Annotated in this window: 8 protein-coding genes; 6 read left to right on the top strand and 2 right to left on the bottom strand. The window is 45.3% G+C overall.

What is annotated here, in order from left to right; translation table 11 throughout:
• Positions 1–38: 38 nt before the first annotated feature.
• On the bottom strand, positions 39–980 hold the full coding sequence (locus H8S64_RS19020; RefSeq protein WP_186978266.1) for a DUF4922 domain-containing protein: 942 nt from the start codon (positions 978–980) through the stop codon (positions 39–41).
• A 49-nt stretch (positions 981–1029) separates the two neighbouring features.
• Positions 1030–2394: a glycosyltransferase family 2 protein gene (locus H8S64_RS19015; RefSeq protein ID WP_186978264.1), complete on the bottom strand. Its 1365-nt coding sequence runs from the start codon at positions 2392–2394 to the stop codon at positions 1030–1032.
• 111 nt (positions 2395–2505) lie between these two features.
• Between H8S64_RS19015 and H8S64_RS19010 the strand changes: the two genes are divergently transcribed.
• The 6 genes from H8S64_RS19010 to H8S64_RS18985 all read left to right on the top strand — a co-directional run bounded on the left by H8S64_RS19010 (position 2506) and on the right by H8S64_RS18985 (position 12346).
• Entirely contained in the window at positions 2506–4809 is a 2304-nt protein-coding gene (locus H8S64_RS19010) for a sensor histidine kinase (RefSeq protein ID WP_186978263.1), read from the top strand.
• A gap of 667 nt (positions 4810–5476) precedes the next feature.
• Complete coding sequence (locus H8S64_RS19005) at positions 5477–6034, top strand: RNA polymerase sigma factor (protein WP_186978261.1); 558 nt, start codon at positions 5477–5479, stop codon at positions 6032–6034.
• A gap of 51 nt (positions 6035–6085) precedes the next feature.
• Entirely contained in the window at positions 6086–7189 is a 1104-nt protein-coding gene (locus tag H8S64_RS19000) for a FecR family protein (protein WP_186978259.1), read from the top strand.
• A gap of 146 nt (positions 7190–7335) precedes the next feature.
• Positions 7336–10470: a SusC/RagA family TonB-linked outer membrane protein gene (locus H8S64_RS18995; protein WP_186978257.1), complete on the top strand. Its 3135-nt coding sequence runs from the start codon at positions 7336–7338 to the stop codon at positions 10468–10470.
• Between the two features lie 39 nt (positions 10471–10509).
• Positions 10510–10839, top strand: a complete 330-nt coding sequence (locus H8S64_RS18990; protein WP_186978255.1) for a hypothetical protein — start codon at positions 10510–10512, stop codon at positions 10837–10839.
• A gap of 10 nt (positions 10840–10849) precedes the next feature.
• Complete coding sequence (locus H8S64_RS18985) at positions 10850–12346, top strand: RagB/SusD family nutrient uptake outer membrane protein (RefSeq protein ID WP_186978253.1); 1497 nt, start codon at positions 10850–10852, stop codon at positions 12344–12346.
• Positions 12347–12349: the final 3 nt, after the last annotated feature.

The following is a 12349-nucleotide window of genomic DNA, read 5'->3' as shown; positions in this document are numbered from 1 at the left end:
TTTATGATTTTAGATTTATGACACACGTGCTTGCGCTTTTAAGACATTCGTAAATCGTGAATCATAAATCGTAAATTATTAAATTGTTCATCAGTTAAGGTCAGTTGGCCGAATAAGTCCCGCAGGAGGGGAACGTCGAGGCGGTTGAAGTCAGCTTTGCGGGGGGAGATGATTAATCCGGCGAAGTCCACGCAACCGGGGCTGAACAATATGTTATCCGCTCCCTCGGCAAAGAATTGCCATGGACGATGTTGACGGCGGGGGAATATGACGATTTGCCATTCCTCGTTCTCGTGCCAAGCGAAAAGATTAATCATGGGTTCCGGATCATTGGGAGTGACCTTGCCGATCATGTTTAAAATCTCATGGAAATTTCGTTCAAGAAGCTCCTTGTCGGCGGAACGGATGATGATGTTTTTGCGGATATAGTCTTCTATGCTTTCTACGATTAAGGTTTTGTCGGGAGTGGTAAATAAAATTTCTTTGCTACAATGGGTTATATCCGTTTCCAAGGGCATTTCATAACGAGGCGCCAGTTGGAAGTGAAAATGATCGGGAGCGGAGGCTCCGCTTCGGGGACCATTGTAAAAGATGGTATATTCCGGATAAGCGCGGGCGATGTTCAGCATATCTCCGAAATGCCCGGCAATGAGTTGCGGGATATGCTGTTTTGCCGGAACCGTGTAATGCCGGGAGAATATGGGATAAGGGTTCACCCGTATATCAAATGTCGGGTTATAATCAAAACTCTGTTGTTCCGGTGGCATATTCTCTTTGCACAGGAAACAGGCTCTCGCTTTGAGAGAGGCCTCGTCTATTTTTGCCGCGGCAGACAGTATCCTGTCCGGGTTGTGTTGTACGCGTATTTGGAAATCTCCAAAGTCTACCGAGCGATAAAGCACCTGTTTTAAACGGTCGTAATTGTTGCTCGCTGTTGCCCAAACGGCTAATTGGTCTTCTAAGAATGGATCAAAAAACATGCTGATTTTAGATTTATGATTTTAGATTTTAGATTCCAGCCGCACAAATTCAACTCTTGTTTTGTTCATTTTCAATTTTCAATTCTCCATTTTCAATTGTTTGTCTCGCGAATAATTCTATCGTTCTAATCTTGTCTTTATAGAAATTGTGTTGATTTACCCGTTGAATGTCGAGGTCTGCATCGGAATTACCTTCCCAGCGGCGGCACAGGTATAGCGGTTCGTATATACGCCCGATCCGGTACTCCCGTGAAATAGCCAAAGCGGTAGCGTAATCTTCCCCGTAGTTGACATTCGGGATTTTTATTTCCCGGAGTAAAGGGGTATAGAAAGCTCGCGGAGCTCCTAATCCATTTACGCGTAGGGCGTTGTTGCGTCCGTTGTCGGGAGTCCATTCCTTGTGGTCGATGATTCCCGGGGGAATTTCTTCCAGATTAAAATTGACCATACGGTAACTGCCGATGACCATAGCGCATTGTTGCTCGCGGAAAGTATCGACAATGGTTTGCAATACCTTCTCGTTGATATAGAGGTCGTCACTGTCCAGTTGCACGGCAAAACGTCCGCAAGCCGGATGCATGACGGCGTGCGTCCAGCACCCACCGATACCCAAATCCGTGCGTTCCGGGATGAGGTGAATCACTCGCCGTTCTTTTGAGGCGATGTCGGAGATGATTCGGGTGGTGTTGTCCGTGGAATGGTTGTCAATGACAAGGATATTATATTTGAAACCGGTTTGTTGCGTGAGGACGGAGTGAATGGCGTCGGCAATGGTTTTCTCCCGGTTGCGCACGGGAATAATGACCGATGCTTCCGTCCCGAATGATTCGCGGGTCAGGTCAATGGCTTTGAATTGCGGGGAAAGATAGGCTCCTACCATTTTCAGGTGAGCCGTGCATGCCTGTTCCATTTCTATCTGTACTTCCCGGTTCCGGGGATTCACGTAATCAAATTGCTTCTCCCCGGAACGCCGGGTGTCCTGTTCTATCTCCGTGTACAGAAATTCGGGAATCCTGAAGATTTGTCCTTCCCGGGAGAGGCGCAGGCGCAGGTCGTAAAGTGCCGCGTACCGGTAATTCGTGTCCATTTCTCCAACGACTTTTTTGAACGTTTCTGTTTTTACAAGAAGCACGGAACCGAAATCGAAATCGTCACGGAGGCTCCCCGCCTGATATTCTATGGTCGGGTGGGGAGCGGGGTGTCCCTCGCGTTCCGCGTAATAATCTGAATAGAGCATGACGGCTCCGGTCGCCCGGGCGATTTGAACAAAACGTTCCTCGGCGTATGCCCCAAGCCGGGGAGAGGGAGATTTCGTGTAAAGAAAGAAATAGGGAGTGTACACGGAATCAGCTATTTGCTTTAATGTTGCGGTGTTTTCAAAATATTTGCTGCTAACGCAAGAAATCTTTGACATAAAGAATACTATTTAGGTTGAACTCAAAGATATATTCTTTTTGCAGGAAAAGAAATATTTTGTTCGATTTTGTATGAAAATTAATATCTTTGCGACGTTACTAAAAAGAAGATGTTGGAATTTCTCTGGAAAAAATATCAATATTTGAAGCATGGATGCTTGTTCTTTTTGTTGTTGTGCATAAGCTGGACGACGACAGGCAAGAATCTTGGCCCGGATTCATTGATATTGATAATCAGTTCTTATAACCCCGAAACCTCGCAGACATCCCGGAATATATCCGAATTTTTGGATGAATACAATGCTTCGAGCGGTAAATCTTCGGTGGCAATAGAGAACATGAACTGTAAGAGTTTTTCCGAGGCTTGCTCTTGGAAATCCCGGATGAAAGATATTTTGGCGAAATACACCGGCAAGAGTTTGCCCAAGGCGATTATCTTGCTGGGGCAGGAAGCATGGACATCCTATCTTTCACAGGATTCACTGACCTCTTTTCATATTCCGATTATAGGGGGAATGGTGAGCCGGAACGCCGTGTTGCTGCCGGAGGATGGGACGGATCTCGAGAATTGGGAATCGGAGAGTGTGGATGTTGTCAATGATAGTTTAAAGAATTTCCGTATTTTAGGATTCGCTTACGAGTACGATGTTGAAAAAAATATTGAGTTGATTCTGGATTTCTATCCCGACACGAAGCATATTGCCTTTATTTCCGATAATAGTTATGGCGGTGTTTCTTTGCAGGCTCTTGTAAAAGAGGAAATGCGGGAAAAGTATCCCGATTTGGATCTAATTTTATTGGACGGTCGGAAACATACCGTTTATTCGATTACCGAAAAAATCTCAACATTACCCGAGAAGACTGCGATTTTATTGGGAACTTGGCGAGTGGACAAGAATGACGGGTATTTCATGCGGAATGCCACGTATTCGATGATGATGACGAATCCGGGTTTGCCGGCTTTTACCGTTACTTCTATCGGTATGGGGTATTGGGCTACCGGGGGACGCGTACCGGAATACAGGACTGTCGGTAAAGATATTGCCCGTTTGGTCATAGGGTTGGAAAACCAGTCCGATTCGGTATTGTCCGAACAGGGGTTACAGATTATTCCCAATCAATATTGTTTTGATTACGAGAAATTGAGGAAGGGTAACTTTTTGAATAAAGAGGTGGCAAAGGGTGCCCTCTTCTACAATAAGAAGTTATCTTATTTCGAGGAATACAAGTATCAAATCATAGGGGTTGCGCTGGCATTTATCCTGTTATTGCTGGGATTCGTGTTGGCGATGTATTTTTACCTTCGCACGAAGCGGTTTAAGGATGCTTTGGTTGAAGCGCAAAAGGATAATACCCTTATTCTGAATAACGTGAACACGGGAATTAAATTTATTAATCCCGATTTCACGATCAAGTGGCATAATGGGGTTGATTTTACGGCTCTTATGGAATGTGTATCCAATTCGAAAGGGGAGGTTTGCTATAAAGCGTTACGGAATTTGGATCAGCCTTGCCCGTACTGTCCGGCTGTTACGGCGATGAGAACGGGTAAGGTGGCGGACACGATTGTGAAACAGGGAAATTATTACATTTATATTCTGGCGAATCCGGTATTTGACGAGGAGAAGAATTTACTGGGAGTGGTGATGCGTCTGGAAGATATGACCAAGCAGAAACAGATAGAAATCGAATTACGTCAGGCGAAAGAGAGGGCGGAGGAATCGGATCGGTTGAAATCAGCGTTCTTGGCTAACATGAGCCACGAGATTCGTACCCCGTTGAATGCTATCGTCGGTTTCTCCGGTGTGCTGGTGGCGGATGACTATGATGTCGCTACCCGTCGTGAATTTGTAGAAATTATACAGAAAAATTCGGATCTCTTGCTTCGGTTGATTAATGATATTCTGGATATATCCCGGTTGGAAACAGGGCGTTTGAAATTCTCGTTCGAGGAAACAGAACTTGTTTCGTTGTGCCAGAGCGTGTTGGCAACGACGAGTTATGGTAAAAAAGATGGTGTCGAATACGTGTTCAAGGCTCCATGTGAACAATATATGTTGCGGACAGACGTTCAGCGTTTGCAGCAGATATTGATAAACTTATTATCCAACGCCAATAAATTCACGCTGCGAGGAAGTATCACTTTAGCTTTCGAGGTCGACGAGAAAGAAGATTGTATTTATTTCAGCGTGACGGATACCGGTTGCGGTATCCCGGAAGAGAAGCAAAAGAAGGTATTCGAGCGTTTTGAGAAATTGGATGAATACGTGCAGGGTACAGGGCTCGGATTGGCAATTTGTAAATTGACAATCACCATGATGGGCGGTGATATCTGGATTGACAAGAACTACACGGAGGGAGCCCGTTTTGTCGTGCGGCATCCCTTGAATGTGAAATTGGTTTCGGAAGAATAAGTCTTTAACTATCTCTGAATAGGGGTGAAACTCTACTGTCATGCGGCTTTCTTATGACTATTGGGTGACTATTGGGCGGCATCGCCTACATATCGCCTACATATCGCCTACTGTTCGCCCACGTTTTAGCAAAGAATATGCTTTTTTAACACCCGCTTATGATTTGCCCCGCTTATGATTTGTCCGGCAGGTTGGAAGATCGTTTTATCTTTCGCTCAAGATATACCCTAGTATAACGGTTGGTATACAACAAGTGAGGAGTGGAGGGGGAGTGGGCTAAATAGTGAAAAAGTGTTTTGTTTTTGTAGAAATGTTTGTATATTTGTAATGCGTAACATACTCAACGGCGGGGAAACCTGCCACAATGTGACAGGCATTTTTTGTGCCTGTTATCTCCATACGGCGGTTCCGTACCCCCGTGATGGAGTGTTAATGCATCCACAGCCGTTGAGGTGTTACGCAACGGGACAGGCGGAACCGTCTTTTTTTCTGCCAATAAAAAAAGAAAGCTGATGGGGAAAGCAAATGATCGGCGTACCCGTGTGAAAGGTCTTTCGGGATACAAGACAAATGTACGGAAACTTGTGATTAAGGAAATTATTGCTAACTTTGTTTCAAAGGTCTGAGATAAAGGGTTATTTTCGAACATGTAATATACAGGGGTCTTATGCAATTGCGGAAGTCGGATATGGAGCTTATTCATGCGATTCGTGAAGGTAGCGCGGCTGCTTTTCATGAGTTGTATTCCCGTTATTCCAAAATGGTGTATCGTCATATTCTTGTTCGGGTAAATTCTTCTTTTGACGCGGATGATATTTTTCAAGAGTTTTTCGTCAAGTTTTGGGAGAAAAGGAGTTCTCTGGAAGTAACTTCTTCCGTGCAGGGGTATTTGATGGTTTCGTTGAAGAATCATATTCTAAACACGATAAAATTGGAACAAATCCGGGATAAACATCACGAGTTGGCGCAGGGTGAGAAGGAGGAAGCGGATGATTACACGTGGGTGAAAATTGTGGCGGAAGATTTGAATGACAAGTTAAAAGAGGTCGTCGAGGGATTGCCGCCCCGGTTGAAGTGTGTGTATATACTTAGTCGGGAACAAAATTTGTCAGTGAAAGAGATCGCTGGTAAACTTTCCGTGTCGGAGCAAACCGTTAAAAATCAATTGACAGAGGTGCTTCGGCGATTGCGAAATGAAATGATGCAGAATAATTTTTTATTTTAGAATAGTACTACCTGTCGCTCCGATTTGTCATATAATAAAGGACAAGAATTTATGAGCGTAAACGAAATATATGATTTATTGAAAAAATACCGGGAGAATGAATGTACCCCGGAGGAGAAAGAACGTATTATTCGGTGGTATCAGCAGTTTGAGCAGGAAGCCGAGCTATTGCCTGAAATTCCGCAGAGAAAGTTGGATCAATTGTGGAGTTCTATTGAAAACCGGGTAAACGGAAGGAAAGGACGACGCATCGGGTGGATATACCGCTGTGCCGTTGCCGCGGTTATTTTATGCTTGGTCGCGGGGGGCATTGCTTACTACAATCAAGGAGCGAAGAAAAATGGAGTGGAATTGGTTCAACAGGAGATACTTCCGGCAAAGGGAGTTGTCGTTTTGCAATTGAGTGACGGGCGTCAAGTCCCGTTGACGGAGGCGGTGACGATTAGGGATCGGGAGGGGATGATTATCAAGAATGATTCGACGAAAGTGCTGGATTATACTTTGGCGGGGGACGGTGCGGTACAGCCGGTGTATAATACAATCACGGTTCCGGCGGGGGGAGAGTATCGGGTACTTTTGTCGGACGGTTCGAGTGTCCGGTTAAATTCGTGTTCGTCGTTGACATACCCGGTACCGTTTCACGGTGATGTGCGGGAAGTGAAATTAAAGGGAGAGGCTTTTTTTGATGTCGTGAAAGGTGTGAAGCCGTTTATTGTCAAGACCTCGAGTATGGATGTGCGTGTGTTGGGAACTTCGTTCAACGTGTCGGACTACGAGGATGACTATCAAGCCCAAACGACTTTGCTGGAAGGGCGTGTAGCTGTAAAAGAATATGAAATTACGCCGGGTATGATGCTTGCCTATTCCAAGCGGGACGGGCAGGTACGGACGGAGGAAGTGGATACCGATCTTTACGTGTCATGGATGAAAGGGAAATTCCGGTTTGAGGATATGCGTCTGGAAGATATTATGACCAAATTGAATCGTTGGTATGACTGTGAAGTTGAATACGCGGACGCCTCTTTGTGCGGATTACGTTTTAGCGGTGCCGCGGAGAAAGACCGACCGGCGAGTTATTTATTAGGGATGATCGAAACCGTCACGGACGTGAAGTTCAAGGTTTCGGGCAAGAAGATTTTAGTTATGAATAAATGAAAAACAGGGAGTTCTCACCCTCCCCGTTTAAATAATCAATAAACAGCATTCGCGAAGCGTGTCGACCAAACTCTTTTCGTGAATGAGTTATAAACTATAATAACAAAGGTATGAAAAAAAAATGGATGTGTAAAATTTTGAGGTACATGCGGAATCTATTTTTATTATTATTGATTTCAGCCTCTAGTGTATGGGCTAGGGTAGGATACTCGCAGGGAAAACAGGAAACTTTTAACGTGAAGAGCGGTACGATAGAATCGATCTTCAAGCAGATCAAGAAACAGAGTCAGTACGAGTTTTTCTACAACACGTCGATTCTGGACGTGAAGAAAGACGTTGCTTTGACATCGACGAGCGGCACGTTGGAAGAGATTTTGGAACAGGTGTTGGGTGATAAATACGTCTACACGGTCAGGGATAATTATATCCTGATCTCGGAGAGAAAGACGGTATTACCGGACGAAGTAAAGAAAATCACGATAAAGGGTGTCGTGAAGGATAAAAAGGGTGAAACGCTACCGGGCGTGTCCGTTCTGTTGAAGGGTACGGCTATCGGGGTGGCAACAGATGTAAAGGGTGAGTTTACGTTGACCATTCCCGAGCAGGATACGATCGTCTTGCGGTTTTCTTTCATCGGGATGAAGATGAAAGACGTGGTTTACAAGAAGCAGGACAAACCGCTCACGGTGGTGTTGGAGGAGAGTTCGACGGAGATGGACGAGGTGGTCGTTACCGGTTATCAGGAGATTAAGAAAGAGCGGATGACGGGATCGGTAGAGGTGGTTACCTCGAAAGATATCGCCAATAAAGGGTACACCAGCGTGGAGGACGTGTTGAAGGGACAAATGGCGGGAGTCGCGGTAATGAATCTTTCCGGACGACCGGGAGCCCAAGCCCGTATACGGATTCGGGGTATCAATTCGTTGACCGGCGATACGAATCCGATCTGGATCGTGGACGGGATGCCGCTCACGGGAAATGTTCCCGAGGTGAGCATGGGTGGTACGGAGTTCGAGGAAACGGTGCTGACGAGCGGTATCGGTAATATCCCGCCGGATGATATCGAGAGTATCACCGTGTTGAAGGATGCTGCCGCCACTGCCATTTACGGTTCCCGTGCGGCGAACGGGGTTATCGTGGTGACGACGAAGCGGGGAACTGCCGGGCGGTCGTATATTAATATACAAGCCTCTTACGGTTTGAGCGAAGCCCCGGATAATCGCCTGAAGATGATGAACACGAGGGAGAAAATTGCTTTCGAACGGGGTATATATGAAGATTTCCCGGGATTGAATATCGGGGGACGGGTATATCAGTTGTTGAAGAACGTGGATAACGGTTTGATTTCAAAATCGGATGCCGAGGCGGAAATTGAGAGGTTGAGTAAAATCAACACGAATTGGTTCGATAAGATTTTCCGGGTGGCGCAGACGCAGAATTACAGTATCTCACTTTCCGGCGGTAACGAAACGACACAGTATTACGGTAGTCTTTCTTACCTGTCACAAGAGGGTGTGATGCCGAACAACAAGTACGAGAGCATGGGTGCCTCGATGAAATTGACTCATGATTTTAATAAATTCCTGAGGGTTCATTTCGATGTGCGAAGTAGTTTGCGTAATGACCGTAGTTCCGCCTCTCCCGTGAACCCGCTGGATTACGCGACTTATGCCAATCCTTACGAGCGTGTGTATGATGAGAACGGGGAGTACGAGTACGACCGTAGTTCTTATTCCACTTTGAGCGCCATAAAGGACGGGTACAAGTATGATTTCAATATCTTGAAGGATATGAACGAGAACACGACGAAATCAAGATATTTGAGCAATCAGGTCAGCTTGAAACTCGAGTTCAAGATTTTGGAAGGATTGATGCTTTCTTCCATGGGGACATTCTCGAGTTCGAACAATCACTCGAAGAAGGAATTGGTTCCCGGCTCGTATGCCTCGAAAGCCTCTTCATGGCTCGCGGGATTGTACTCGGAGGGGGAGGTGCCGGACGAGATGAATAACGGTATGATTCGGGAATCGACTTCCCGTTCTCAGCAATGGACGATTCGCAATCAGTTGGAATTTGCACGCGGATTCTCCGGTGAGGATCATTATATCAATGCTTATTTCGGGCAGGAGGTTTCTTCTTCAAAAGGATACGGTTTCACGAGCATGATCCCGGAATGGAGTGATGTCTACGGGGTGGCTACTTATCCTGATTTGACAGGATGGACGTTGAAATCGGCTTTTAAAAATTCGTTATCGAGTCTGGGATCTCATTCCGAAACGCAGGATAGAAGTGTATCCTTGTTTATGACGGGATCTTACAGTTATAAAGACCGCTACGTGTTTCAAGGAAGTGCCCGTTTGGACGGGGTGGATATTATCGGGACGAAGAATCGTTTCTCTCCGCTTTGGAACGTGAGTGGCAAGTGGAACCTGCATAACGAGGCTTTCATGAGTCGATTCGGTTTTATCAATCAGTTGGCTTTCCGGGTTTCTTACGGTTTTGTCGGAAGTATCGACCGCAACGCTTTGCCTTTCTCTGTTTTGCGTAAGGTAGATAATTTCTCGTACAACGGAGAGAAGATTATGGATCGTTACGATCCTTCCAATCCGTCGATCAAGTGGCAACGTCAGGAGAACCGGAATATCGGGTTCGACGCGTCGTTGTTTAATAACAGGATAAATCTGGTCGTGAATTATTATAATAATGATACGCGAAATCTGTTGGACGATAAGAAGATAGCGGCATCCACGGGACGTCTTTCCGTGGCGGCGAACGTGGCATCGGTGAATAATAGGGGATGGGAGATTAGCTTGAGAACCCTGAACGTGCGGACGAATGATTTTAGTTGGGTTACTTCCGTGAACTTTACAAAGAATAAAGATAAGGTTACGGATACCTACTATCAAGAGTTGAGCGAGATTTCTGCCAGCACAAATTCTACTTTTGAATCTTTGTATAGTTTGTATATTCAGGGACAACCCGTGAAGGCGTATTATGGCTATAAATACGCGGGCGTAGACCCGTACACGGGAAATACGTTAGCTTACGTGGATGGGTTTGATGATGACGGTAACCGATTGGGTACATTGAACGCGGAAGGGAAGTACGTGTATAATATGGATAATGATTTGACTACGCAATTAGCTAACGCTTCCCGGGGATATTTGGGACGGAGTGATCCGCCTGTTACCGGAGGTTTTACGACTCAATTCAATTACAAGAGGTTTAGTCTTTTCGCCCAATTCACTTACATGACGGGGCATCTGGCCCGCTCGTTCTAGTATTACTCCGGCGGGACGGCTTATGCCGCGGCGAAGAATGTGCTGAAGATTGAAGCGAACCGCTGGAGAAAGTTGGGAGATCAAACCGATATTCCCAAGTACGGCACGAGTAGGACGGAGTATTTATACCAGTTATTTGATTTCCGCTTCGAGAAGGGAGATTATTTGAAATGCAACAATATTTCTTTCGGGTATAATTTGGAACCGGAGTTATGCGCTAAATTGCGGATCACCCGGGCTCGCCTTAACTTTAATATGTCTAATGTTTTCACGTTGACGAAATTCAGGGGAATAGACCCGGAGACGAAAGGTGCTTTTACTTACCCGAGTGCTCGCTCGTATACTGTTTCGTTGTCAATAGGTATTTAATTTGAAGGTTATGAAAAGAAATATATTTTTATTGTTTGTCATGGTGTTTTTCTGCGGGGCGTGTGCTGACTTTTTGGATATGCCTCCTAAAAATACGAAAGTAGTTTATACTATCAGTGATGTCCGGGATGCTATGTCCACGTTGTTGTTTGCGACAACATCCTCGAGTTATTGCAAGGGATACGTGAGTAATGGTGTACGGTTTAATGATGAATACGTGCAGTACCCGTTCACGAGGCGTAATAATGTATCGTCCATTTTATACACGAACGATTTGGATATGGTTAATTTCCTTTTTGACGATTTTGCCAATCCTGCTCGCGGTGGTCAGAATTTTGTAAAGGAATACGGGGAGATTAAGAACTGGGAAGGATATTTATTTCCAAGTGAGCTATGGAAGGAGGTCTTTGTTTCTATCGGGTACATTAATATGGTGTTGAAAGATTTGGAGAATGTGCCGGATTATAATAAAACGGATGGCGAGAGGATATCGGGAGAAGCGAGGGTGATGAGAGCTTATTATTTACTTCGGTTGAATCAGTTGTTTGCTCCATATGACAAAAACGAGTACGGTATCCCCTTTAATTTTGATGCCGATGTGGTTCAAGGCGGGAAAAGATGGAAACAGACGGATTTGTACGCGAAGCTAATCGGGGAGATCATGGATGTTCTAGCGTATGAAACGGTGCCTGACGAAGCTTGGAATATATTTTTTAATAAAAGGATAATATACGCTATTCTCGCTCAAACATATCAATTTAAAGCAGAGTCTTGTGCGGCGGAAGATGATGATTGGAGTAAGGCGGAATATTATGCGAAGGAGGCTAGAAAAAATGAACGTGTAGAAAATACGGTAGACGAACAATTCGAGTTGACGACGGTTCCTTTCGGGAAAGGTACGACGAAACCGCATAAGTTCGCTTTATTGCGTTTCGCGATATACGCTTACGGGGGGAATGATTATGCTCCATGGGGAAGACCGGAACAGTTGTTGGTACAATGTCCTTCCGAGGAATTGTACGGCTTGTATGATGCGAATGATATCCGTCGGGAGGTGTATTTTAAGGAGATTGATGGTAAAATATACGTAACGAGGTGGCAGGCGACGGATGATCATAGCGCTAACGATGTGCATGTTTTATTCCGTTATTCCGATTTGATGTTGATTGAAGCGGAAGCTCTTGCCCGTCAAGGGAAAGATGGGGCGCTGGAATTACTGAACGAGTTCAAGCGTAGCAAGATTCCGGGATACACGGGTTATACCGGTAATGACGTGATTGGTGAGATCCTGAAAGAACGTCGTAAGGAGTTCGCTTACGAGGAGCAAATGAATTGGCTGGATATGAAACGGACGGGGGTAAAAGTTACGCGTCAGGCAAAAGACGAGGCGACGAACGAAGTGAAAACGTACACTTTGGAAAGTGATGATTACAGGTACACGTTCCCACTACCAGCTGATTACGAGTTGATGTACAATAATATACCCCAGAATCCGGGTTGGAAGTAATAA

Origin of the sequence: Butyricimonas hominis, assembly GCF_014287455.1 — a bacterium.
Taxonomy (GTDB): Bacteria; Bacteroidota; Bacteroidia; order Bacteroidales; family Marinifilaceae; genus Butyricimonas; species Butyricimonas muris.
Note: the sequence above shows the minus strand (reverse complement) of the source record. Positions and strands in the feature narration are given on the sequence as shown.

Excerpts from the sequence above, each read along its gene's own strand:
- H8S64_RS19020 (WP_186978266.1), bottom strand. The coding sequence starts at position 980 with ATGTTTTTTGATCCATTCTTAGAAGACCAATTAGCCGTTTGGGCAACA.
- H8S64_RS19015 (WP_186978264.1), bottom strand. The coding sequence starts at position 2,394 with ATGTCAAAGATTTCTTGCGTTAGCAGCAAATATTTTGAAAACACCGCA.
- H8S64_RS19010 (WP_186978263.1), top strand. The coding sequence starts at position 2,506 with ATGTTGGAATTTCTCTGGAAAAAATATCAATATTTGAAGCATGGATGC.
- H8S64_RS19005 (WP_186978261.1), top strand. The coding sequence starts at position 5,477 with ATGCAATTGCGGAAGTCGGATATGGAGCTTATTCATGCGATTCGTGAA.
- H8S64_RS19000 (WP_186978259.1), top strand. The coding sequence starts at position 6,086 with ATGAGCGTAAACGAAATATATGATTTATTGAAAAAATACCGGGAGAAT.
- H8S64_RS18995 (WP_186978257.1), top strand. The coding sequence starts at position 7,336 with ATGCGGAATCTATTTTTATTATTATTGATTTCAGCCTCTAGTGTATGG.
- H8S64_RS18985 (WP_186978253.1), top strand. The coding sequence starts at position 10,850 with ATGAAAAGAAATATATTTTTATTGTTTGTCATGGTGTTTTTCTGCGGG.